Here is a 26,715-nt window from a genome sequence, read left to right as displayed (position 1 = left end):
TAGTTATTAAACAAAACTTCTGAAAACAGAGAATCTCAGCAATAATTCCAACAATAATAAAAATCCTGCTAGCAACGCTAGAGGTCTATACTTTTCTTCGTAATTATAAAATTTAAATTCTTCTACTTCAGTTTTTTCTAGTTTATTAATTTCTTGATAGATTTCTTCCAATTTTTTATTGTCTGTGGCTCTAAAATATTTACCGCCAGTTGCTTGAGCTATTTCTTTAAGTAATTCTTCATCAATATTAACCTGAATGCGTCCATATTGAAAACTTCCGTTGGGTAATTGGCCTATGGGTGAAAGCGCCATGCCATTGGTGCCTAAACCAATAGTGTAGGTTTTAATACCATATTCCTCTGCTAATCCGCTTGCTGTTATTGGGTCTATAAAACCAGCATTGTTTTCACCATCTGTCAACAAAATAATGACTTTACTTTTTGCTTTACTGTCTTTTAATCTATTAACCGCTGTTGCTAGTCCCATGCCAATAGCTGTGCCGCCTTCGATTATATTATTATATTGAATACTTTTTAAAGATCTTAAAACAATGGCTTTATCACTTGTAATGGGGGTTTTAGTATAACTTTCTCCAGCATATTCCACCAAACCAATGCGATCATTAGGTCTTCCTTTTATAAATTCTTCGGCAACATCTTTCAAAGCCTCCAACCTGTTAGGCAACAAATCTTTTGCCAACATACTTGCTGAAACATCAATGGCCATAACAATATCAATTCCTCTGGTAGTTTTGGTTTTAGTGGATACATCAACCGTTTGGGGTCTTGCTAAAGCTGTAATCAATAAGGTTAATGCCATAAGTCTTAAAACAAATAACAAATGCCTAAGTTTTGGCAACCAAGAGTTAGTTAGTTTAAAACCTTTTAAACTAGATATTCTTAACTCAGCCGTTTGTTTTTTGTGCTTCAAAACATACCAAAGTATGACTAGCGGTAAAACCAAAAGCAACCAGAACCATTGTTTATTTAAAAATTCTATCCCTTCTAACATTAGCTTTGTTCTTTTTTAAGTTCAATAGAATTTAAAATACGCTCTATTACTTGGTCTGCGTAATCATCACTATCTGGGTAGGTAATGACTACTTGCTGTAACACGTTTTCGGCCGTAAAATGAAGTAATATATATTCTGCTTCTTGTTGCTTTTTGGTAATGGGATTAACTACATTAAGTTTCCCGTAAGTTTTTAAACCTTCTGCTCCATTAGGGGTTGCAAATTTATCACGAAGTACCGTAATATTTTGGGCTCCTTGGGCTTCCATTCCTTTTATACTGCTTTCTGCAATAGCTTCTAAATTAATTTTATTTTCACCAGTGTTTGGGAACTTTGTTGTATTTACCATAATACTAAAAGGATCCAGCAAGGTTCCATACATAAAAGTGGTCATTTCAGTTTTATCCTTAACGTCATCTGGAACTGGTAATTCAAAGCGTTTTAAAACTTTGGGAGTAGATAAGTTTATTGGCGGAAAACCGTAATCACTCGTTACCCATTCGCCTTCTAGTAATTCTTTACTATCATGACCAATAATGGTATCTTTCACATAATTGAATCCATATTTTACGGAGAAACCTGCTAAAGTTGCAACTAAAAGGAAAACACTTATAACAACTGTAATTATTACTTTTTTACGTTGCTTTTTACGTTCTAATTCTTTTCGGTAGGTTTCATCCAGTAGTTTTTCTTCTTCAGTTGGTTCAGGCAATACTTCTTTAACGTGGTCTATTTCTGCATCAATTGTTTTTCTGTCTAATTCAGCTAAAGCAATATCGGGAGCCGATTTTGCAAACTTTACCAAATCGGCACGTTTTAAAATACTTTCAATATTCTTTATGGTTTCGTTACTCAAATCTATTTGGTTGCCTTCTTTTAGCAATTTAAGTCTGGAAATTAATTCATCGGTTGTACTTTCTAAGGAATGATCGTAAACCTTTTCATCTAAATACTTTCTTATGATTAAAGTTAGCTCAGAATAGTAGGTTTTTAATTCTTCATGCTCCAAATAATGGCTTTCATCCAATTTCTGTAAGGCCAATTTTGCCCTATCATAAGGTGGTAAAAGCGCTATTTGCTCTTCTTCAGTCAATGGTTTTTTACGCCATATAAACCACCATAAAACAGCTCCTAAAACGCTTAAAATCAAAAGTGAAATCAAAACATATTTCCACCAATTACCCCCTTTTTTCTTAACCTCAATAATTGGCTTTATATCATATAACCCTTGTTTAGTAGTATCTACTACAATATTATTAACTTCAACTTTTAAAGAATCTGTCACAAAAGTTTTATCTCCAATTACAATTTTTTGAGATGGGATGGTATACACTCCAGAATCAAATTGTGTTAAACCATATTTTTTTATGAGATTGTACTTGTCCTTATTTTTTATAGTATCAATATCATAAGATTCAATCATTTCAAGTGGTGTAAATGTTTGACCTTCTGGAAAAACTACCAAATCTGTTGTATCTATTTCAACTTGTATTTTATAAGTGATTTGCTCTCCAATTTTAATGGAGGTAGAATCGATTGACGAAGAGACTTGAGCAAACAAGAGGTTATTAAATAGGCATAAGGCAATAGTTAGAGTCACTATCAATGCTTTATTCTTTTTTAAAATACTATTAAACTTGTTACTTATCACTTTTAACTAGTCACTTAAATTACCCTCTTCGTTTAAAATACCCCAATAGCTTTTTAACATAGCTTTCATCTACTCTACAATCTATAGTTCCTGCACCTGATTTGGTAAAACTTTCTTTGTAATAATTCACTTTTTCACTATAGAATTTACCATAGTTAAGTCTCACTTTTTTTGATGCGGTATTCACTAACATCAACTCACCGGTTTCTTCATCTAACATTTGAACCATTCCTAGATTAGGAATTTCCTCCTCACGCTTATCAAATACCCTAATGCCTGTAACATCGTGCTTCCCAGAAACAATTTTCATAGTGTGCTCATAAGCATCAGCAATAAAATCAGACATTACAAACACAATCGCTTTTTTCTTCATAACATTAGTTAAAAACTTTAATGCTTCTGCAATGTTAGTTTGTTTGCTTTCTGGTTCAAACTCTATAAACTCACGAATGATTCTTAGTACATGTGAGCGTCCTTTTTTAGGTGGTATGTAAAGTTCTACTTTATCAGAAAACAAAATCAATCCAATTTTGTCATTGTTTTGAGTTGCAGAAAATGCTAAGGTTGCAGCAATTTCGGTAACCACATCTTTTTTAAATTGCTGTGATGTCCCAAAGAACTCAGACCCTGAAACATCTACCATAAGCATCATAGTGAGTTCACGCTCTTCCTCAAAAACTTTCACAAAAGGTTCATTGTAACGTGCGGTTACATTCCAATCGATGTTTCTAACATCATCACCAAACTGATACTGACGAACCTCACTAAAAGTCATACCACGACCCTTGAAAGTAGAATGATATTCACCCCCAAATATGTGATCAGACAACCTACGTGTCTTAATCTCAATTTTTCGTACTTTTTTTAGTAATTCCTTCGTATCCATTTCTCAATTGTCTATTGAATATTTATTATTGACTATTAACCGACTAATAATCAATTGTCAATTTTCAATTGTCAATTTTAAGGTACTTCTATTTCGTTTACTATTTTATTGATGATATCTACTGAAGTGACATTTTCTGCTTCAGCTTCATAGGTAATGCCAATTCTATGACGCAATACATCATGAACCACTGCTCTTACATCTTCTGGAATTACGTATCCGCGGCGCTTTATAAAGGCATAACATTTAGCAGCAGTGGCTAAATTGATACTTCCACGGGGAGATGCTCCAAACGAAATCAATGGTTTTAAATCGGCTAGTTTATATTTTTCAGAATATCTGGTAGCGAAAATGATATCCAAAATGTATTTTTCAATTTTCTCATCCATATAAACGTCTCGAACAACTTTTTGAGCGGTAAGAATTTGCTTGATAGAAACCACAGGGTTTACTTTTTCAAATGCACCTTTTAAGTTGGCTCTTATAATAAGTTGTTCCTCATCAATTTTAGGATAATCGATAACCGTTTTCAACATAAAACGGTCTACCTGTGCTTCGGGCAACGGATAGGTACCTTCTTGCTCTACTGGGTTTTGCGTAGCCATTACCAAGAACGGTTTGTCTAAAATAAACGTTTCATCACCAATAGTCACTTGCTTCTCCTGCATGGCCTCTAACAAAGCAGATTGCACTTTTGCAGGGGCTCTATTAATCTCATCTGCCAACACAAAGTTTGCAAAAATGGGTCCCTTTTTGATAGAGAAATCATTCTCTTTTATATTGTATATAAGGGTTCCAACAACATCGGCTGGCAATAAATCTGGTGTAAACTGTATTCTACTAAAACTTCCGTCAACGGCTTGAGAAAGTGTGTTAATTGCTAGTGTTTTTGCAAGTCCTGGAACACCTTCTAATAAAATGTGCCCCTGTCCCAATAAGCCAATAAGCAATCTTTCTACCATACCTTTTTGGCCAACAATTACTTTATTCATTTCCAGCATCAGTAAATCAACAAAAGCACTTTCTTTTTCAATCTTCTCGTTAATGGTCTTAATATCAATTGTACCTGTTTCTTCCATCATTTTTAAATTTTTAAAAGCCCGAATATAGCAAGCTTCATTGAGTGTTGCAAATTGTTAAATTTTTTAGTGAATTGTTGTTAACAATTGGTTAAAATATTTCCGAATGAGTTATAACCATGGGATTAAAAAAAAGAGCTACATAAAATTATGTAGCTCTTAAAATTTTTCATCAATTAATGTGATTTTAGCTTGATGGCAATGTTATACCCCCTAAATCTGTTGTTTCGTCTGGGTTTATCTGAATATTATTTTGCAGAACTTCAGTTAATCCAGAACCTTCAGATGGGGTAATAGTAACTGTATAGACTCCGGGAGGTACATTTTCAATTAAGAAAATACCGTTTTCATCAACATTATCGGTTACAGCAGATCCATTCACCATAATAGAGCCAGTTACAGTAACACCTTCGGCTAGTTCATTGAGAACTTTACCTGTAATTGCCCCTGGTTTTAATGGTAAAACTATCGGCTCTGTTAAGGAGGTTATCTCACCGTTAATGACTACAACTCCGCTAGCACTAGTTCCATTATAATCACCTTCTTCATCTGCTGGAGAAATCATAACGTCATAAGTTCCTCCAGGAACACCCCAAAGCGCAAAGGCTCCATTGTCATCAGTGAAGGCTGAAATTTCATAATCACCATCTGGATCACTCACTAAAACTTTGGCTATAGCAGGAACATTAGGAGACGAATCTTCACCTGGTTTGATAGCTGCAGATACACTACCTTCAATTATACCTGAACTGGCTTCGGCACTGGCATAGATAACAGGTTTTAAGATAATATTGCCTGAGTTACCAGCATGAACTATAGACTTTTCAACATCAAAATCTAAAATAAAATCATAGGTAAAACCTTCTTCTATAACAGCATTAACCTTTACTTTTAAGCCAGATTGTTGCCCGCTGGGTGTTTTTAGATCAAATGTTTCACTTTGGTTATTTTCTCCTTCAATAACAATAGTATTGCCATTGCCCAAAACGAGTCTTATTTGACTTAAAGTTCCAACTGGTATTGGAAATCTTTCAACCAAAACCTTGCTAAAACCTCCTGTAAAGTCTAGTAAGTTTACAATACCACTTTCTGCTTCTAAAGACATCCAGCCACTTTCATCTTCTGTATCTTCGCTATTATCGTCTCCTGATTCATCTTCCATTCTAATCATTACATCAATAATCTCTACATTAACTGCTTCGTAATCTCCCGGATTATCGACCAATCTGATACTAATAGTAGGTGCTTCTTTATTTATTTCTGAAGATTCAGAATCGTTACATGAAATCAAAAAGGATAAAAATAATAATGGAAGAATTAATCTTAACTTGTTCAAAATATTCATAATTAATTTTTTTAGGTATACTTATTTTACGTTTAAATGTTATCAATTGGATTTTTAAAGTCTGAAAAAAGTTCTAATATTAACTATTAACACCTAACTTTATTGTCCTAGTTTCATTAAGCTATAAAGTAAAACAATAATACGACATCGAGGTTGATTTAAGTAATTTTATATATGAATAACATAAAAAAACATATAAGCTGTTAGCTCAATAGATAAACAGTTATTAATATCGATTAAAAATGACAAAAACTGCCTTAATCACAGGAGCAACCAGTGGTATTGGGTATGCCACTGCCTCTGAATTTGCAATACACGGCATTAACTTAATCTTATGCGGACGCAGATTAGAACGTCTAGAAACTATTCAAAAAGATTTAGGAAAATTAACCAATGTACATATTTTAAACTTTGACGTTAGAGACAGAGAAGCAACCTTTAAAGCCATAGAATCTTTACCCGAAAAATTTAGAAACATTGATATTCTAATTAATAATGCAGGTAATGCCCATGGATTAGACCCCATTAACGAGGGCAGTATTGATGATTGGGATGCCATGATGGATATCAATGTAAAAGGGTTACTTTATGTGAGTAAAGCGGTTATTCCTGGAATGACAGAACGGAAATCAGGACACATCATAAACATTGGTTCATCGGCAGGGAAAGAAGTGTACCCTAAAGGCAATGTGTATTGTGGTAGTAAACATGCCGTTTTAGCCATAACCGAAGGTATGCGTATTGATTTAAATCCTTATGGCATTAAGGTGGGATCTGTGAATCCCGGTTTGGTAGAAACTGAATTTTCTAAGGTACGATTTAAAGGTGATAAAATTGCTGATACAATTTATCAAGGTTATAAAGCACTTCAGGCTGAAGATGTAGCCGATGTGATTTATTTTGCAATATCTAGACCTCCACATGTAAACATTGCAGATGTTTTAATGTTTTGTACTGCACAGGCTAGTAGTACCATTGTCAATAAGGAAAATAATTAAGATAGTCTCAAGAGGTTAACCATGATTAATAAACGCCTACTTATAAAGCACCTTTTAGCTCATAATGATGAGAATAGTTTTTATGACAAAAAGCGTAAAATTGATATAAGTTATAAAGAAGGAAAAGCTAAATTTTTAAAGCACATTTGTGCACTTTCAAATAGCAATCCTAACAACAACTCCTATATCGTTATTGGTATTGAAGATGAAGATAACAACATTATTGGTGTTGATTTCTTCGATGATAGTAAAATTCAAAACCTTATTAACGCATACTTAACCAATCCGCCTATTGTACAGTATGAGAATATTCCTTTTCCTCATTTACCTGATGATAAAGTAGTGGGGTTGGTTACTATTCGACCGACAGGAAAGTTAACATCACTTAGAAAGAATATATGGAAATATTATGGTGGTTCTGTGTTTTTTAGAGATGGAAGCATGAGCATGCCTAAGGTGTTTGATATTGAAATAAAAGATGTAAATTCTAAAATTGTTGCGGCCATAGAAAACAATGCACAAAACAATATTGAGCACACACTAAATGGTGTTTTCGATTTTATGAATAAACGCAAAGACTTTAACGCGCAATATAAAGTGTTTAAAGAATATTTTGTGCTTTGCTGGTCCGGACAAAAAAAGCAGGTAAAAGATGAAGTGTTTTATTCTAGGGTTGATATTGAATTGATTAACGAGCAAGTAAGACTATTTTTTTCGGCGCTAGATGAAGTGTCTATAGTTTATGATAACAATAGTTTTGTGATTGTAGAATATGTAAACCTAGGGCTTCATAATATTAAAAAGTATTACAAATTAGAGGAAACTGTTATTAAGTTTGAGGATAATGCTAGTTATAATATTGATACTAAACTTTTATTTGAACCGCCTCAGTTTGATAAAAAAGTACTTCATCATATTTACAATACTAACAATACCATTTTAGATAAACTTAAAAAAGGCATCACACTCACAAAACACGAAGAAATAGATCTCAGAAACCTTTCTGCAACATATTTAATCTGTTATCTTAATTTATTTCATGAGGCTATTGATAAACTTAAAGAAGCTAGACCTTATTTGAAGGCGCATAGCAATGAAATATACCATCTTTACAAAGAATCTATGCGCATATTAAGAAAAGTGAAGTACAGTTAGTAAAATAATTAACCTTAAGTTAACAAATGTTAATTAATTTTTCTTACATTTGCATTGCTATTAATCTTTATGATATAACCTTGTTTCTCCCGAGTAATTCGGCATTGAGACAGGGTTTTTCATTTTATATAAAGTTTAGTTGTTTAAAAGATTTATTTAAAATCTTTTTATCGTTTACTTCTAGCCACTTTTTAAGAACGGTTGCGTAGATGGTTCTAAAATCAATTTCAAATTTTAAATCACCATTATCATCTAAATTATCTAAACGGGCTAACTTGTTGTAAATCCCTGGTTTTTTTAACTGGTTTCCTATAATGAACAAATTATTGGCGGTTCCGTGATCTGTACCAGAACTAGCGTTCTGTTTAACACGACGTCCAAACTCTGAAAACGTCAATATTAAAGTGTCATTAAACGTACCACCAGCTATTAAATCTTGTACAAAGGTTTCAATACCTTCGGCATACTGACCTAACAATCTTCTCTGAGTTGGTAATTGATTTACATGGGTGTCAAAACCATTCAAAGAGGCATAGTAAACTTTGGTGTTTAAATGAGAGTTAATAAACTGTGCCGTGGTTTTTAATTGTTTACCAAACTTATTATTAGGATATTCTGTTTTAGATGAGACCGTTTTATTAGTTTCATAGATATACTTAGCTGAGGTATGAGCTTCAATCATAGACTTGTACAAATACCCTAAATTGTGTTCGCTTAAATGCGTATCATTTTGATGCTGTTGTAAACTTTTAAAGTAGGGGTCTCTAGATAAATTGAACAGCGTTTTTGCATCTTGGGTAGCAATGGCATTTTTGGTGTTACCTTTCATAGCCAAAGACAAACTCTCGTCAATTTGAATAGCGGTATATGGCGCATCTCCGAAGTGATCTAAATATCTTCCAATCCATCCGCTTTGAGAATATTTATTAGAGTCTACCGCTGTTTGCCAAATATCCATAGACCTAAAATGCGACCTGTTTGGGTTTGGATACCCTACATTATTAAGTATGGTTAAAAGGCCTTGATCATAAAGCCTATTTAAAGGCGCCAAACTTGGGTGTAAACCAATTTCATCGGTTAATCTTAAAACTTCATTTTTCGTTATACTCAATGAGGTTCGTTCTTTGTAATAGATGTCGTTTTGGAATGGTATCACGGTGTTCAATCCATCGTTTCCTCCAGATAATTGTATTATTACCAAACGTTTATAACCTAAACTACTACTAGCTACATTCTCAAAAGCTTTTACAAAGCTTGGAATAAAAAATAAGCTACTAGCTAAACTTGACTGTTTTAAAAATTTTCTCCTATCCATGATTAACACATTTGATATTCTGGTAATGACATTAGTTGTACACAGTACTCTTGTTTTGAAACTTTTTCTAAAGTATTTAGATACCCCTGGGCAACTGGAGATAAATTACAGGCTAAAATATAACTATCTAATTCATTGATGTTTACATTTATAAATTGTTGATTAAAATAATTCCAATTACTTTCTACGTTGAAACGTCCACCATAATTTCTTTTAAAAAAATGTTTCTTTTCTTTAATTTGGTTATCTACTTGCCCAGTTCTTGAGTTAGATATGTAAGAGTTATTTAGCAGTAGAGATGGTAGTTTTAATCTGAGCGTAATGGTATTGCTATCTATCCAATTCTGACCCCCTTTCCAACCTGCAACGTTTGGAGGGTCTAACAAAATTTGTCCCATTAAACGTTGTAAATTCAATAATTGTCTTTCGTTTTTAAATACTACAGGTACTATGGTTTTGATACCAACTAAAAACTCTATGGGCGACTTAATTTTTGTGCCAATATTTTCTTCATTATAAAACCAATTGGATGTACACACAAAATGCATTAGCTTTTCAATGTTGTAGTCTTTATAAAACACGTCAGTCATTGCCTGAACATGGCTTTTGTTTAGTGTATCATTTACAAAATAACGGTAGACTTTTTCACAGATATATTCTGCACATCGCCTTTGTTCTAGAATAATATCAATGATATCGTCTCCATTAAAATTTCCTGTTTTTCCAAAAAAAGTTTTTTGCCCTTCGTGGTGCTCTCGTCTTCTAAATACAAAGCCACCTTGCATGTTATGACTGTAACCTGTAAATGCTTTGGCACTTTCTTTAATATCTTGCTCTGTATAATGGCCTACACCAAGGGTGAACAGTTCCATTAATTCTCTTGCAAAATTTTCGTTAGGTTTTTGTTTTTTGTTCTGTTTGGTATTTAAGTATTTAGTCATGGCGGCCTGTTTGGAAACAGCCACTACAAAGTCTCTAAAATTCCCTAAGGCATGCTTTCGTAATGTGTTTTGGAAATTTTGAGTGTATATAAAATTATTGTCTTCACAAACAAAGTGATTCGCCCAAAATAGTGTCATTTTTTCTCTAATCAATTCTTTTGGACTGGTAAGTCTTTCTATCCAAGCATGATTTAACTTAAGGGTAGAAAGTCTACTCAGTTTTTGGATCTTTTGAATGTTGGGTTTTGCGGTTATATAGGAGTCACCCATTAAACTTTTTAACTCTGATGTATCCAACTCAAGAGGTGTTATGTTCTTTGAAGCTTTAAAAAGATTGTTAACAACCTCTTTTCGTTTTAGTTTTAATAGTTTATGGAGGTCATTTGGTTGTATTCCAAAACCTAAACGCCTGTATAAATGCTGAATATATTTTTGGTTCATGATAACCCTTGTTTACTATTGAAGTACCAAAGTGTAACTTTTTAGACTTAAATAAATTAAAAAGGTTTAATAGAGTAATGATATATGTTGATATTGCATGGTTACAAATCAAATTTTATGCCTTGTGCCAATGGTAATTCTGCAGTATAATTGATGGTATTTGTTTGTCTACGCATATAAATTTTCCAAGCGTCTGATCCAGATTCTCGTCCACCACCTGTATCCTTTTCTCCTCCAAAAGCTCCGCCAATTTCTGCCCCAGAGGTTCCAATGTTCACATTGGCAATCCCACAATCACTTCCTGCGTGAGATAGAAATCTTTCGGCTTCTCGAAGGTTGTTTGTCATAATGGCTGAACTCAAGCCTTGAGCGACGTTATTTTGAATATCAATGGCATTTTCAACATCCCCAGCATATTTTAGTAGATACAAAATAGGTGCGAAGGTTTCGTCTTGTACAATGTTAAAATGAGCTTCAGCTTCAGCAATGGCAGGCTTAACATAGCATCCGCTTTCATATCCTTTACCTGTAAGGACTTTACCTTCAACAATAAGATTACCACCTTCTTTAACAACTCTTTCTAAAGCGTTATTATACATACCTACAGCTTCAGTATCTATCAATGGTCCAACGTGATTGGTTTCATCTAATGGATTTCCAATATTTAATTGTTTATAAGCATCAACTATAGCCTGTTTTACTTTATTATAAATACTTTCATGAATAATGAGTCTTCTGGTACTTGTACAACGTTGACCCGCAGTACCAACAGATCCAAAAACAGCCCCTATTACGGTCATTTTTATATCGGCATCGGGGGTTACGATGATGGCGTTATTTCCTCCTAATTCCAGAAGCGATTTTCCCAAACGAGCTGCAACTTCTTGTGCTACAATTTTCCCCATTCTGGTGGAGCCTGTGGCTGAAATTAATGGAATTCTAGTATCCTTGGTCATAAACTCACCAACTTTGTAATCTCCATTAATTAAACAGGAAACACCCTCTGGGAGGCCATTTTCTTTAAGTACTTCAGCTATAATATTTTGACATGCAATACCGCATAGTGGTGTTTTTTCACTGGGTTTCCAAATACAGACATCCCCACAAACCCAAGCCAAAGCCGTATTCCAAGACCACACAGCCACTGGAAAGTTAAACGCCGAAATAATGCCAACCACCCCTAGAGGGTGATACTGCTCATACATACGATGTCCTGGACGTTCGGAGTGCATGGTCAATCCGTGTAACTGACGAGACAAACCCACTGCAAAATCACAGATATCAATCATTTCTTGAACTTCACCAAGTCCTTCTTGATAACTTTTCCCCATCTCATAAGACACCAATTTACCCAACGTTTCTTTATGATCTCTAAGTTTATCCCCAAACTGTCTTACAATCTCTCCACGTTGAGGTGCAGGCACCATCCGCCAGGATTTAAAGGCAGCAGTAGCGGCGTCTATAACAGTTTCATAATCTTTTTTTGAGGTTGCTACAACACTTGCTATCAATAGACCATCTACAGGTGAATAACTTTCAATAATAGGCACATTATCAGAACCATTTGTAGAAAAGCTATTAGTTCCCGTGGAGGTGCCTTCATTTAAACTTTCAATACCCAACGTATTCAAAACGGTCCTAATACTAAAATCAGTAGAAACTGCAGTCATAATCTTAAAAATTTTAATCTTTACAAGATACTTATAATGTTTGTTTTCTTTTAGATTCTCAAATCAATTTTTAAGAACAATTTAACAGAAGCTTAAAGTCTGTAGCGTCATTGAATTGCGTAATTTTATTAACAAGAAACATCTTACTACATTGATGTTATTTCAAAAAAAGTATTATTAATTTAGATGTTCAATCTGACCGATAAGAATTAATAGAAGCTTACTGATTAAACATCGTACGTTCCTTGTGTTCCATGCTCATTCAAATACACCATATTATGCCTTTTAAAAATCATTTCTTCTTCGTTTGCACCATCTTATTGATTGTATCCTGCAAAAAAATATATATTGAACCAGATAATATTTTTAAATACAGAGACTATGTGAGCTATACTACTTCTGGAATGACTTCGGTGGCAAAACCTATTCAAATTAGTTTAGCTAAGGCTTTTGAAGGTTGGGAAATGAATCAAGACATTGATTCTAAAATCGTAACTATCCAACCCCACGTTGATGGAAAACTACAGGCAGGCAACAACCACACTTTGATTTTTATTCCTGATGAACATTTGGAACCATCAACAGAATATACGGTAACCGTAAAACTATCTGAGATTTTTAAAGGTGTTCCTTCTAATTACAAAGCGTACACTTTTCAGTTTAAAACCATCACACCTAATTTCAAAATTGTAACTAACAACCTTCAATCTTACAGTAAGAATTGGCAATATATTGATGGGATTATAAAATCTGCAGACCTTATTTCTTTAGAGCAAGCCAAACAATTGGTTACTGCCCAACAAAACGATAAAAAACTAAACATTGTTTTTAATGAAGCCAGTGAACACAGTAATGCTTTTGAATTTAAAATTGATAGTATTCACCGATTAATCGAAGATAGCAACATTGAAGTATCATGGCATGGGAAACCAATAAAAGCCAATAATAAAGGAAAGCATACCATTGTAATTCCTGGCAAAAATAATTTTACCATAACAAAAACTGAAGTCGTTCAATTTCCAGAACAACACCTATCCATAAATTTTTCAGACCCCTTAAAAAAGCAACAAAACTTTGATGGTTTAGTGAGCCTTCAAAACGTTAAATCTCCCAAATACATAGTAGATGGTAACATATTAAAGGTTTATTCTGATAGCAAATTAGTAGGCAATATTCAGGTAGATGTTTTTCAAGGTATCAAAAATACCGATGGATTTAAGCTTAAACAACCATTTACTCAAACCATCACTTTTGAAGCATTAAAACCTCAGGTACGTTTAATTAATAGTGGTTCTATTTTACCAAATTCTCAAGAATTGAAATTTAATTTTGAAGCTGTGAATTTAAGTGCTGTTGATATAAGAATTATTAAAATTTTTGAGGATAATGTACTTCAGTTTTTACAAGACAACAACTTAAATAGTAATGACCAGTACAGTATAAAAAAAGTAGGACGCAGAATAGCTAAACAAACCATACAGTTACAAACAGCGGCAGAAAACACAGGAAAATGGAAGGCTTATAGCATTGATTTATCCAAGTTTTTCAATGCAGATGTGGGTTCAATTTACCGTGTTGAAGTGAGCTACAACAGAGATTATTCGCTTTACAACTGTGAACCAAATTCTAATACCTCTAATTACGAAGAAGAAAATAAGGAGGATGATTATTACGAGGACGATTTTTATGAAGAAACCCTTGATGACTTATCAGAAGAATCGCAAGAATTACGTGAGGAACAATATTGGGACGATTTATTGTACCGTTACAAAGACTATACATATAACTGGCGCGAAGAGAAAAACCCATGTCACGATGCGTATTATAATGCCCGTAAAATAGTTGCTCAAAACCTGGTTGCTTCAAATTTAGGAGTCATTGCAAAACGCGGTGCTAACAACTCATACCACTTTGCTGTTACCAACATTTTAACTACAGAGCCAGAACCCAATGCCAGTATTAAACTTTACAATTTCCAGCAACAAGAAATGGAGAGCGCTATTACTGATGAGAATGGGCTTACAATAATAGATGCCGATAAGTATGCAAATTTTGCTATAGTATCTAAAGGCAAACATAACACCTATGTTAAATTAAGTGATGGCAACTCCCTATCATTAAGCAAGTTTGATATTTCAGGAAGCAGATTACAACGGGGGCTTAAAGGCTATATTTATGGAGAACGTGGTGTATGGCGACCAGGAGATACTTTGCATTTAACCTTTATGCTCAATGATAAAGCTAATACATTACCAAATGAGCATCCTGTAAAAATGGAAATCACCAACTCTAACGGAAAGTTGGTATACAAGCATATTACTAGAGATCACATTAATAGATTTTACAAATTCACGGTTCCTACATCTGCAGAAGATAAAACGGGAAATTACAACGCCAAAGTATCGGTTGGGGGTGCCTCATTTAATAAAACCTTAAAAATTGAAACAGTCAAACCCAATCGTTTAAAAATTAAGATTGATTTTGAAGATGACATGTTAACAGCTACAAAACCATTAACTGGAAATTTGGAGGTAAAATGGCTACATGGTGCTCCAGGAAAACATTTAAAGGCCGAAGTAAAAGCAAAATTCAGTACCTCTCATAAAGGTTTTGAAAATTATAAAGATTATGAGTTTGTTGACCCAACAAGAACCTTCCATTCTGAAGAATTTAATGTTTTTGAAGGCAATGTAAATGCTGATGGTTTTGCAAAAATTAATTCGAAACTAAACGTTAAAAAGAATACTCCAGGATTATTAAATGCGCAGTTTTTGGTTAGAGCATTTGAAAACGGTGGTGACTTTTCTATGGATGCCTTTACCAAAACCTATGCCCCTTATAAATCATTTGTAGGGTTGCGTTCTCCAAAAGGGAATAACTACGGTTCCTATTTTACAGATGAAAACCAAGTATTTGATGTTGTAGTAGTAGACCCAAACGGAAACCCAATGCAACGAAACAATCTTGAAGTAAAGATCTATAAAATAGAATGGCGCTGGTGGTGGAATTCTAGCTATGATAATTTGTCTAGTTACGTATCTAGTAGTTACCACAGACCCTATTCAACCTCCAAAATAAGTACAGATATTAACGGAAAGGCCAGTTTTAACATAAAGGTTCCAGACCATGATAGAGGGCGTTATTTAATAAGAGTTGAAGACCCTATTAGTAAACACGCCACAGGTCGCACTGCTTATTTTTACAAAAACTGGTGGCAAAATGCTAGTTCTGGAGATAAGGACGCTGCTAAAATGCTCATTTTTTCAAGTGACAAAGAAACATATAACGTAGGAGAGACTGCTAAAATAACGTTTCAATCTGGTAATGAAGGGCGTGCATTGGTAAGCATAGAAAATGGCACCGAGGTTTTAGAAAACCAATGGGTTAAAACACAAAAGGGAGAAACCGTAGTTGAAATTCCAGTAACATCAGAAATGGCTCCAAATGTGTTTGTGAATATATCTCTATTGCAGCCACATGCCATAACAACAAACGACTTACCCATAAGACTCTATGGGGTTATTCCCATAATGGTTGAAAATCCAGAAACCAAATTGCATCCAGAAATAACAATGCCTGAAGTTCTCAGACCAGAACAGGAATTTAATATTACGGTTTCAGAAAAAAACAAAAAAGCAATGACCTATACCATTGCTGTGGTTGATGAAGGACTGTTAGACTTAACCCGCTTTAAAACACCAAATGCTTGGAATAGTTTTTATGCTCGTGAAGCTTTAGGAGTAAAAACATGGGATGTTTTTAATGACGTTATTGGAGCTTATTCTGGTAGTATAGACCAAGTATTTGCCATTGGTGGTGATGGCAATACTACGGCCGGTAAAAAGAAAAAAGCAAGTAGATTTAAACCCGTTATAAAATATTTAGGACCTTTTTCCTTAAACAGCAATGAACAAAAAACCCATACTATTAAAATACCCAACTATATTGGCGCTGTTAGAACAATGGTAGTAGCTGGTAACGCATCAAAAGAAGCTTATGGAAGCGCGGATAAATCGGTGCAAGTTAAAAAACCATTGATGGTGTTAGCCACGGTTCCGCGGAAGTTAAGTCCTGGCGAACAAGTGACTTTACCCGTATCTGTTTTTGCCATGGAATCCAAAGTGAAAAACGTGAATATCAGTTTAAAATTAAGTAATGACATTCGTATTATTGGTGAAACATCCAAACAATTAACCTTTGCAAAACCCGATGAGCAAATGGTTTATTTTAACCTAGACACAAATGCTGCCAAAGGTGCAAGCACCATTGAAGTTTTAGCATCTGGGAATGGTGAAACGGCACGTTATAAAGTAGAACTAGATGTTGTAAATCCTAACCCTATAACATCAAAAACTATTGACAAAGCATTAACTACTATCACTACTGAAAGCATAACTTTTGAAACCTTTGGCGTAACAGGAACCAATAAGGCCACCATAGAGTTTTCAACCTTACCTCCAATGGATTTTACCCGAAGACTTCAATACTTAATTCAATACCCTCATGGATGTGTTGAGCAAACCACATCTAGTATATTTCCACAGTTATTCTTAACCGATATTTTTGATTTAACTGCTGATAAAAAACAAGCTATTCAGGATAATATTAAAAACGGCATTAAACGCCTTGGTCACTTCCAGAGACCAGATGGTGGCCTAAGTTATTGGATTGGAGAAACCAGTGCTGACGATTGGGGTACTAGTTATGCTGGTCATTTTATGATAGAGGCGGAAAAGAAGGGCTATGTATTACCACTCACCTTTAAAAGCAACTGGGTTAAATACCAGCAACAGACTGCTAGAAATTGGAGGCCAACTTACAGACAGTATAACTCAGACTTAGCGCAAGCTTATAGATTATATACCTTGGCGTTGGCTGGCAGCCCAGATTTGGCATCCATGAACAGATTGCGTGAGTTTCCAGAATTATCCAATAACGCTAAATGGCGATTGGCAGCAGCCTATGCTTTGGCAGGACAAAAGGAGGCTAGTGAAAGTATTTTAAATTCAGCCAATATCAATTTTGAACCTAGCAAATATAATTATCACACCTATGGATCGGTTGATAGAAATAGAGCTATGGCTCTAGAAACTATGGTACTCACCAAAAATGAAAAAACCAGAGAATTGGCCGAAAGTATTGCCAAAGATTTATCAAGCGGCCGATGGATGAGCACACAAACCACAGCCTACAGCTTATTGGCAATGGCAAAAATGGTAGCCGCCAATGGAGGAAAAGCTATGCAACTTAGTTATAAAGTTAATGGAAAACCTTATACCATTGATACCAAAAACGCCGTTGCACAGAGAGAAATTAATGTAATTGATGGCATCAATAATTTATCTTTTAAAAATGATAATAACAATGTGGTTTATCTACGTATTTTAAATTCTGGAAAACTACCCTTAGGCCAGGAAATAATGGAACAACGCGGATTAAACATAAGCTATTCTTATAAAGATTTACAAGGCAATAGAATAAATATTGCAGAACTAAAACAAGGACAAGATTTTATAGCTACAGTTAAGGTAAGTAACCTTAAAAGTTCTGAAGTGAAAGATGTAGCATTAACACAAATATTCCCTTCGGGTTGGGAAATAGTCAATACCCGATTTACCGATTTTGGAAATACAATCTCTAGTCAAGCGCGCTATACAGACATAAGAGACGACCGTGTGAATTTCTATTTTGACTTAAGCAAAAACGGAAATTCCAATAGCTCCAAAACATTTTCGGTGATGTTAAACGCTTCCTATCTAGGACGCTATTACCTACCGGGAATTCAGGCGGAAGCTATGTATGATAACGACTTTTTAGTAAGAACTAAAGGGCAATGGATTAATATAATTAAATAACGTTACTTAAAAACTGAGACTGTCATTCTGAACTTGTTTCAGAATCTTATCTTAACTATTCTTAATGGCTATGAGAACCTGAAATAAATTCAGGTTGACAAAATATAGGTTTTATAGTAACATCAAAAAAAATTTAAAAAAATGACAAAATATATTTATTTGGCTATTGTATTGATGGTATTCAATATGGCCAATGCACAAGAAATAAGATACGTAAACGCCGATAACGGATTGTTTTTAAGAGATAAACCAAGTCAAGATTCTAAACGCCTTGATAAGCTGGTTTACGGCACACAACTAGAAATTACTGAACGTACCCATTTAAAGCTGGATGTTCAAGACAATAACCACATTGTTTCTGGGCAGTGGGTAAAGGTATCATGTACAGATGATATACATAATAACCGCACAGGGTATGTTTTTAACGGTTTTCTTTCTGAGGAAAAACTAAACAAACGATTTAGGGTTGGTTTTGAAGAATTTACTATAGAGTTTGAAAACCTTAATGCTGAAATGATTGATAACCCACAAACAACAACCTATTCTGAAAACAAAGTAGATGCTATTGTGGAATTAGGTGAAACTGTTGAAAATAAAATATTGCGAATTAGGCATCATTCAAAATTTAAGAAGATTGAGGTATTTCAGCGTCATGAAAACAGCATTACCATTATGAATGAGGGACCTCATTGCGATCTTACCGAATGGAAACATTATTACTCGGCTTGGGAACCCTTAAAAGCAAACACTAAAAACAATGTGTTTACCACTATGACCTATGGTCCAAAAGCTTGGAATAAATTCATTAAGGTTGATGTGGATGAATACAAACAGGCTGTAAAAATACATTGTGGAGAAGAGTGGTTTGACCTTATAAAAGATAGTAAAAGCATAAATAATGCATCATCGGGAGTATCTATAAATAAAGTTTACTTTAAAGTTATTTTTACCACCATGCATGATGAAAACATAGAGAAAATAGTTGCATTTGATATCCCAATGGGGTGCTAGAACTTATAAAAGATGTGGTCTGACTTTTTACTTACAAATTAGACCACATTTTTAGTAGTTTTAATAAATTGTATAACGCCTCGTTACAGCATTATAGCCATATTTTGCTTTGGTGTAAACCGTTTCGCTTATCACAACGTAGCCCTCAGGATGCCCCTTTTTTATAATTTCCTCACTGGTTTGTACAAACTTACCCAAAGCGCCATCAATCCAAACTTTATCAAAACAAATTTTAGTGCCCTGCTTTACAATAATTATGCGTTTGTATGTTTTGGCAAGTCTTTTCCTGTCGATATATACGGGAACTATTGTTATACTTTGTTTTTCAAAAGATAAGGTTACCCCATTACACTCTTTTTTTTCTATGTTAATTATTCCTTTAACTGCTGGCCTTTTTACTACTATGGGCTTGTCTTTCGATATACTTATCTCATAAAAATCTGAATACGAATAACACAAAGCATTCTTCAAATTTTGAGGGTTTTCGGCAACTTTTGTTCTGTAAAAAACTCTAACACTTGTTGGTGCAATTTTATAGGTCTCCTTTTGGGCTCCAGGAATGTCATCCCAATTTACACCATCTTCACTCTTTTGCCACTGATAGAAGTGATTAGAAAAAACAGCATAATCTGGCTTTACCTTTAAAGTTGTTGAAAATGGCAAATAACCTCGGTTTACAGAAACATGGTGATTATTATTTTTATCTTGAATCACTACGTTATCACCACATGGTTTAAAGGCAATATCGTCTAGAGCTAAATCGTTACCACACCCACCTTTTCCATTATTTCTAATTTTTAAAATAACTGAAGTTTCATTGGGTCTAGTTTGAAAGACTAAGGCAAATTGCCTCCATGTTGGCTTTGAGCCACCATATATTGGTCCTGTACTTCCACTAGCAAGCAATGTTTTATTCGATTTGTTCCATATTTCAAAGGTAACATCAATAGGGATTCCTCGACCACATGCTTTTGTATACTCTTTGGTTAAATTAACCATCCATGATGAAAATTCATAGGATGTATTTTCACAAAGCCCAGACACGGGCACCCTAAAAAACTCACCTGGCTCAAAACCAGCATTCACAATAAGCATCCTTCCATTTATATCACCAGGAGTATGATCATCAAGTTTATACCAATTAAAATGCTTGTGTGAGTTTGAAACTACATAGCAGCCATCTTTTGGTCTGTTTTTTGTGAACTTATATGTAGTGGTTCCAAAGGGTAATTTTACATTACCAATACCGCTTCCAAAATCCTCTGTAAAAATGGGGTCGCCTGTGTTTCCATTACAAAAGCCCAATTGAGCTTCTGCGTTAAAAAGGCATAAAAAAAACAACAGAACAGTTGTAGTTTTTGATAAAACTAATTGCATGAATTTTATATTGATTGATGAAAGTTATTTGTATGTAAGTTTTATCAATGTTTTGTTACAAGTTTTAATCGGTTAATTTTGAAGAAGCTGCTAAAACTAAAAATTACATGCAGAGACCTACTTAAGTAGTATATATCTTAAAAGAAAGAAATAGTAGACTAAATGAAAGAGCATAAAGTTAGATTTTTAATCTTAGCTATATTATTAGTAGTCTATTACTTCAGCTAGTCAAATAACTATTTAAAAAAACCACTGTTAGTGTAATCCATGTACAAACAAGTGTTTTTTAATAATTAAAAAATGATGTTGAGAGATAGTTATTTAGATTTTAACTTAATAACATAAGTTCTTTTTACCGAGTTAAAACCATAAACTGCTCTATAATATATGGTTTCATTTATAACTATGTCACTTCTATCATCTCCTTTTTTTATTATTTTTTCATTAGTTTGAACGTATTGACCTATAGCGCCATCAATCCAAACTTTATGTTTAATAACTTTATTACCATCTAATACAGTAATAATTTCTTTATAAGTTTTAGGTAATAAGTTGGTGTCAACATCACTATTTGGTAAGCTGTCTTTTTCAATAATTTGCGGTTGTGTATCAATTATAGTGGATTCTACTATCTCTTTTTCTTCAACAACTGCATAGGGTTTAGGATTAGTGATGGTTTTTGTGATTTTTGTTTTAGTTTTTTTGGGTTCTTTTTTTTGTGCTTTAATTATGTCTACTACACTTATTTTAAAGTAATCTGTAATTAAATGGCAAGATGTATTCAAAACATTAATGGCATCCTCAGCTACCAATACTCTATAATAAGTTGTTTCTTTTAAGTTTTTAATTGAGATATTATTTCTGTCTTCTCCTTCTATATTATACCAATCTTTACTATTTAAACTTTTTTGCCATTGATAATGGTGTGATGAGAATACAGTAAAGTCGGGCAATGCTGTAAGTGTTATGGAATAAGGATAATTATTTTCTGATACTGTGGTTTGTTGTCTGTTTTTCAACTCATCTTCTATCACAATACTATCACCACATGTTTTAAAAACAATATCATCTATTGCCAAATCATTTCCACAACCTCCAAGGCCATTGTTTCGCATCTTTAAAATAACTGATTCTTGACCCGGATTTGTCTTAAAAACTAAACCATATTGTTGCCAATTTGGATCATATGAACCATGTATGTCACCCGTATTTCCTTTCTTTAAAAGTAATGTTTCTGTACTGTCCCAAATTTCAAAAGTAATATTTATGGGGTTGGCACTTTCGTTTCCAGAAGGGCCACAAACTCTATTATACGCTGGAAACAAATTAATTAACCATGAAGAAAATTCGTAAGTTGTGTTTTCACACAAACCAGAAATTGGTATAGTGAAAAATTCCCCAGAGTTATAGCTTGCATTTACTATTAAACATCTGCCATTGTTATCATTTGGAGTATGATCTTTAGTAATAAACCAGCCATACCAATTCGTATTACTGGATACTTTATAAGAACCGTCAATTGGAGACCCTTGAGTAAAACGATAAGTTGTACTTCCTTGGTTAAGTGAGCTGTCACCTTTACCAGTTCCAAAATCTTCTTTAAATATTGGAGAACCCGAGTTGCCTTTACAAAAACCTAATTGAGCCTGTAACTGAGAAACACCCATGAAGCCTAAAAGTATAAGGTAATGAATGAATGATTTTATCATGTGAATTTTAAGATGATAAATCGAATGTAAATAATCTTCTAATCTTTTTATAATATAAAATCATAAACTTGTCTTAAACTACATCCAAACGCCTATTTTAGCGAGTACATACTTTAAATGAATAAAACAATTGGTTATATAAAAAAGCGTAAAATTAGATTTTCAATCTTAGCTGTATTAATTGTAGTCTATTACTTTTGTTTGCCTAAACAACTTTTCAAAGACCCTACTTCAACCGTCATAATAAGTTCCAACAACGAACTTATTGGTGCTAAAATTGCTATGGATGGACAGTGGCGGTTTCCGCATAACAATAGTATTCCACATAAGTTTAAAACCTGTATCCTTCAGTTTGAAGACGAGTATTTTTATAAACATCCAGGGTTCAATCCTATCTCCATTTTTAAAGCTTTAAAAGGCAATTTTTCTTCTGGAACTGTAAAACGTGGCGGAAGCACCCTTACACAACAAGTCATTCGTTTATCTAGAAAAGGGAAACCAAGAACTTATTTTGAAAAATTCAAAGAACTTATTCTAGCTACCAGATTGGAGTTGCGAGATTCTAAAGAAGATATACTTGCTTACTACTCTAGTCATGCGCCTTTTGGTGGTAATGTGGTGGGTTTAGATGCCGCTTCATGGCGTTATTTTAATAGAAGTGCCAATAATCTATCTTGGGCAGAAAGCGCCACTTTAGCCGTTTTACCCAATGCCCCAAGCTTAATTTATCCCGGAAAAAATGAGAACAAGTTATTAAACAAGCGCAACAGATTACTTAAAAAACTACTTGAAAAAGATATAATAGATTCACTTACGTATAATCTTTCTATTGCTGAAGGTTTACCACAAAAGCCCTACCCACTGCCTAAAATAGCACCACATCTATTGCAAAAATTATCAAAATCTAATGAGGGAGAATTTATAAAAACCACCATTGATGTCACACTACAAAAACAGGTAAACCAAATTGTTAAGCATCATCATTCAGTTTTAAGTCAAAATCAAATTCACAATGCAGCCGTTTTAGTATTAGATGTGAAAACCAGACACGTTTTAGCCTATACTGGCAACACATCAACCAGTAAAAAGCACCAAAAAGATGTAGATATTATAGATAAACCACGAAGCACTGGGAGTATTTTAAAACCGTTTTTATATGCAGCAATGTTAGATGAAGGCGACTTGCTACCAAATACTTTGGTGGCAGATGTCCCCTCTCAATTTGGGAGTTATAATCCCGAGAATTTTAATAAAGCCTATGACGGCGCTATTCCTGCTAGTAAAGCCTTATCACGTTCCTTAAATGTACCTTCGGTTAGAATGTTACAGGAATTTGGGTTAGATAGGTTTCATCACTATCTAAAAGCATTACAACTCAAAGATTTAAAATATAACACCAACCACTATGGGCTGTCCTTAATTCTGGGAGGAGCAGAAAGCAATTTGTGGGACTTATGCAAAAGTTATGCAGCTCTTGCTTCAACCTTAAATCATTTTACAGAAACATCTAGTGAATACTATGCTAACGAATTTTGTGAACCCACTTTAATGGCTTCGGAAATGGTTGACTTTGGAGATATCCAATCTGAAAAGGCTTTATTTGGTGCAGCATCCATTTATCTCACTTTTGAAAGTTTAAAAAAGGTAAACCGACCTGAAGGCGATGAAAATTGGGAGTTTTTTGATGGCTCCAAACAAATAGCTTGGAAAACAGGAACCAGTTTTGGATATAGAGACGCTTGGGCTATAGGCACTACTAAAGATTATGTGGTTGGAGTTTGGGTTGGCAATGCCGATGGTGAAGGGAGGTCTGGATTGGTAGGAGTGCAAACCGCGGCTCCCATACTTTTTGAAGTTTTTGATTTACTACCCGAAAGCGCATGGTTTAGAAAGCCTTTTGATGATATGCAAGAAATTACTGTTTGTAAACAAAGCGGGCATAGAGCTTCACCAAACTGCCTTGATACAGAACATGTTTTTGTGCAACAGAGTGGTTTAAAAACAAAAGCTTGTCCGTACCACGTGTTAATTCATTTAGATACCAATGAAAGCTATCAAGTCAACGCTTCTTGTGAGGCCTTGAGTAACATGAATCACAAATCGTGGTTTGTATTACCGCCGCTTATGGCTTATTACTACAAAACTAAGAATCCGTTTTACAAACCGTTACCAAAATTTAGAAGTGACTGTTTAGGGGAGCAGGCTCTCACAATGGAATTTATCTATCCCCAAGAAAACCATAGTGTTTTTTTACCAAAGGATTTTAATGGTATAAGTAATGACATGATTTTGAAAATAGCCCATTCCAAACCCGAAAGCACCTTGTTTTGGTATTTAGATGAAGTCTTTATTGGCACTACCAAAGATATTCATGAAATGGCGGTTTTACCCAAACAAGGGCAACATACCCTTACTGTTGTTGATGAATTTGGTAATGAAGCCAAACGATTTTTTGAGGTCAGTAATTAATTATTTTACAGTTTTTTTGAACCTATCAAAAAATGAAGTGTATATATAGGTATAATCAATAACAAAGCATATGAAAACATTATCATCAAAATCATTAAACGTTCTAGTTATCGTATTAGTATTTTCTCTTGTGTCATTTATAAGCAAGGAAAAACAAACCATTAAAGGTTGGTTCTTAGCTGGTAGTAGTCCAGAATCCTATGAAATAGGAGTCGTTCACGATTCTGAAAGGAATAGTAAAATAGCCTTTTTAAAATCAAAAGATTCTAATATAAAGGGTTTCGGTACTATTATGCAGAGCTTTGAACCAAAAAAATTTTTAGGAAAAAAAGTTAAGTTAACGGCATATATAAAATCTAAAGACATAGAAGATTGGGCAGGTATGTGGATGCGAATAGACGGCCCTAGCAAAAAATCACTTGGCTTTGACAATATGCAAAATAGGCCCATTAAAGGAACTACATCTTGGACTAAATACGAGATCGTACTTAAAGTACCTAAAGAGGCCGTTAATTTAGCTTACGGAGTCCTAACTTCGAAGACAGGTGAAATTTATATTGATAGTTTTAAGTTTGAGATAGTTGATGAAAGCGTTAAAAACACTGGACACCAAGGTAGCGTGAAATTGACTGAACCTACAAATACCGACTTTGAGGAATCTTTTTAAATTTAATAAAAACTAATTGGATTTTAAATTTAGGACCTCTTGTAAACACAAGTCAGATGAAGAACTAATGGTTCTATTCGCTAGAGGTAAAGAAAAGGCTTTTAACGAAATTTATAAACGTTATTCAGCAAAGCTTTTTCTTTTTTTCTACCAAAAGCTATATCAGGATAAAGACTATGCCGAAGATTTTTTACAAAACCTATTCTTAAAAATTATTGAAAAGGCTCATCTTTTCGATACCGGGAAGAGCTTTTCATCTTGGATCTATACCATTGCTTACAATATGTGTAAAAATGAATATAGAAAAAAGGTGGACGTTAAAGAAATAAGTTTAGACATTGAAGAATTAAAACATAACCTTACTTTTCCCAGTAATTTGAGTAATGAAACCGATTTAACTCTGTTCAAAAAGAAACTTGGCATTGAACTTAATAAATTAGATGAGAAACATAACCTAACATTCACATTAAGATACTTAGATAATTTATCTATCAAAGAAATAAGTGAAGTCATGGATTGTTCTGAAGGCACCGTAAAATCGAGATTATTTTACACTACAAAAAAACTATCTAAAAAACTGAAAAACTTTAAAGCTATTAAGATTTAATATTATGGATTCTACTATCGAAAAATTAGTATTACTGAAAGATTTTTCAAAGCTATCGTTAAAAGAAAAACAACTCGTGTTATCACAAATAACAGAAACCGAATACAATGATATTAGGTCGCTTTTAACAAAATCTAAGCAAGCCCATAAAAAAGACTTAGAGTTATTACAGGTAAACAAGGAAATAGAGGGTAAGCTCTTAATTGCTTTTAAGCAAAAACATAAACAACATAACAAGCAAAAGGGTTATGCTTCTCTATGGAACAATCACAAAAAGATTTTAAAACCAGTTTTTTCAATAGCGGCAACTATAGTTTTAGCAATATTTATTTTAAAGAATAAACAAAAAGAAGAATTTAAAGTCGATACTGTTTCACTTTACTTAAACGAAAAAAAGGAACTTTTAAAAGTTAACCTAGACCATTCTTCCGACTTAATAGATAGTAACAAGTATAATAAAGATTCTATTTTAGAAATGAATAATTATTTACGTATAAATACTGATGGTTTATATGCAAATTAAAAAG

At 33.8% G+C, this 26,715-nt stretch carries 18 protein-coding genes; 8 read left to right on the top strand and 10 right to left on the bottom strand.

Annotated elements, in window-relative coordinates:
* Window positions 1-6 precede the first annotated feature (6 nt).
* The 5 genes from DFQ02_RS06205 to DFQ02_RS06185 form a co-directional block, all read right to left on the bottom strand.
* Window positions 7-1,011, bottom strand: a complete 1,005-nt coding sequence (locus tag DFQ02_RS06205) for a vWA domain-containing protein (RefSeq protein ID WP_116040137.1) — start codon at window positions 1,009-1,011, stop codon at window positions 7-9.
* Entirely contained in the window at window positions 1,011-2,663 is a 1,653-nt protein-coding gene (locus DFQ02_RS06200; RefSeq protein WP_245940213.1) for a BatD family protein, read from the bottom strand. The genes DFQ02_RS06205 and DFQ02_RS06200 overlap by 1 nt, the downstream gene beginning before the upstream one ends.
* 19 nt (window positions 2,664-2,682) lie before the next feature.
* Window positions 2,683-3,549: a DUF58 domain-containing protein gene (locus DFQ02_RS06195; RefSeq protein ID WP_116040136.1), complete on the bottom strand. Its 867-nt coding sequence runs from the start codon at window positions 3,547-3,549 to the stop codon at window positions 2,683-2,685.
* 77 nt (window positions 3,550-3,626) lie between these two features.
* Complete coding sequence (locus DFQ02_RS06190; RefSeq protein WP_116040135.1) at window positions 3,627-4,628, bottom strand: AAA family ATPase; 1,002 nt, start codon at window positions 4,626-4,628, stop codon at window positions 3,627-3,629.
* 187 nt (window positions 4,629-4,815) lie between these two features.
* Window positions 4,816-5,973: a DUF4382 domain-containing protein gene (locus tag DFQ02_RS06185; protein ID WP_116040134.1), complete on the bottom strand. Its 1,158-nt coding sequence runs from the start codon at window positions 5,971-5,973 to the stop codon at window positions 4,816-4,818.
* Between the two features lie 242 nt (window positions 5,974-6,215).
* Between DFQ02_RS06185 and DFQ02_RS06180 the strand changes: the two genes are divergently transcribed.
* Window positions 6,216-6,971 (top strand): SDR family NAD(P)-dependent oxidoreductase, encoded by a 756-nt coding sequence (locus tag DFQ02_RS06180; protein WP_116040133.1) that lies wholly within the window; start codon window positions 6,216-6,218, stop codon window positions 6,969-6,971.
* A 21-nt stretch (window positions 6,972-6,992) separates the two neighbouring features.
* Window positions 6,993-8,126 (top strand): ATP-binding protein, encoded by a 1,134-nt coding sequence (locus DFQ02_RS06175; RefSeq protein ID WP_116040132.1) that lies wholly within the window; start codon window positions 6,993-6,995, stop codon window positions 8,124-8,126.
* Window positions 8,127-8,250: 124 nt separating this feature from the next.
* On the opposite strand, the gene DFQ02_RS06170 is transcribed toward DFQ02_RS06175, so the two are convergent.
* From DFQ02_RS06170 to amaB, 3 genes are all read right to left on the bottom strand, one after another.
* On the bottom strand, window positions 8,251-9,441 hold the full coding sequence (locus DFQ02_RS06170) for a DUF1501 domain-containing protein (RefSeq protein WP_116040131.1): 1,191 nt from the start codon (window positions 9,439-9,441) through the stop codon (window positions 8,251-8,253).
* Window positions 9,442-9,443: 2 nt separating this feature from the next.
* Window positions 9,444-10,823, bottom strand: a complete 1,380-nt coding sequence (locus DFQ02_RS06165) for a DUF1800 domain-containing protein (RefSeq protein ID WP_116040130.1) — start codon at window positions 10,821-10,823, stop codon at window positions 9,444-9,446.
* 101 nt (window positions 10,824-10,924) lie between these two features.
* Complete coding sequence (amaB, locus tag DFQ02_RS06160; protein ID WP_116040129.1) at window positions 10,925-12,493, bottom strand: L-piperidine-6-carboxylate dehydrogenase; 1,569 nt, start codon at window positions 12,491-12,493, stop codon at window positions 10,925-10,927.
* A 278-nt stretch (window positions 12,494-12,771) separates the two neighbouring features.
* On the opposite strand from amaB, the gene DFQ02_RS06155 reads away from it, so the two are divergent.
* Both DFQ02_RS06155 and DFQ02_RS06150 read left to right on the top strand, forming a co-directional pair.
* Window positions 12,772-18,348, top strand: a complete 5,577-nt coding sequence (locus DFQ02_RS06155) for an alpha-2-macroglobulin family protein (RefSeq protein ID WP_116040128.1) — start codon at window positions 12,772-12,774, stop codon at window positions 18,346-18,348.
* A 141-nt stretch (window positions 18,349-18,489) separates the two neighbouring features.
* Window positions 18,490-19,359, top strand: coding sequence for an SH3 domain-containing protein (locus DFQ02_RS06150; RefSeq protein WP_116040127.1), 870 nt, complete (start codon window positions 18,490-18,492; stop codon window positions 19,357-19,359).
* A 60-nt stretch (window positions 19,360-19,419) separates the two neighbouring features.
* Here DFQ02_RS06150 and DFQ02_RS06145 read toward each other — a convergent pair whose 3' ends face one another.
* Window positions 19,420-20,736: a hypothetical protein gene (locus tag DFQ02_RS06145; protein ID WP_116040126.1), complete on the bottom strand. Its 1,317-nt coding sequence runs from the start codon at window positions 20,734-20,736 to the stop codon at window positions 19,420-19,422.
* Between the two features lie 317 nt (window positions 20,737-21,053).
* Window positions 21,054-22,445, bottom strand: a complete 1,392-nt coding sequence (locus DFQ02_RS06140; protein ID WP_147297738.1) for a hypothetical protein — start codon at window positions 22,443-22,445, stop codon at window positions 21,054-21,056.
* Between the two features lie 117 nt (window positions 22,446-22,562).
* On the opposite strand from DFQ02_RS06140, the gene pbpC reads away from it, so the two are divergent.
* The 4 genes from pbpC to DFQ02_RS06120 all read left to right on the top strand — a co-directional run bounded on the left by pbpC (window position 22,563) and on the right by DFQ02_RS06120 (window position 26,711).
* Entirely contained in the window at window positions 22,563-24,914 is a 2,352-nt protein-coding gene (gene pbpC, locus DFQ02_RS06135) for a penicillin-binding protein 1C (RefSeq protein ID WP_116040124.1), read from the top strand.
* A 70-nt stretch (window positions 24,915-24,984) separates the two neighbouring features.
* Entirely contained in the window at window positions 24,985-25,581 is a 597-nt protein-coding gene (locus DFQ02_RS06130) for a hypothetical protein (protein ID WP_147297737.1), read from the top strand.
* Window positions 25,582-25,597: 16 nt separating this feature from the next.
* Window positions 25,598-26,188, top strand: a complete 591-nt coding sequence (locus DFQ02_RS06125; protein WP_116040122.1) for an RNA polymerase sigma factor — start codon at window positions 25,598-25,600, stop codon at window positions 26,186-26,188.
* Between the two features lie 4 nt (window positions 26,189-26,192).
* The gene (locus tag DFQ02_RS06120) at window positions 26,193-26,711 is read left to right on the top strand and encodes a hypothetical protein (RefSeq protein ID WP_116040121.1); all 519 of its coding nucleotides are present in this window, start codon (window positions 26,193-26,195) and stop codon (window positions 26,709-26,711) included.
* The last annotated feature ends 4 nt before the right edge of the window (window positions 26,712-26,715 follow it).

Origin of the sequence: Seonamhaeicola aphaedonensis, from assembly GCF_003386195.1 — a bacterium.
In the GTDB taxonomy this organism is placed as follows: domain Bacteria; phylum Bacteroidota; class Bacteroidia; order Flavobacteriales; family Flavobacteriaceae; genus Seonamhaeicola; species Seonamhaeicola aphaedonensis.
This window is presented reverse-complemented; position numbering and strand designations above follow the sequence as displayed.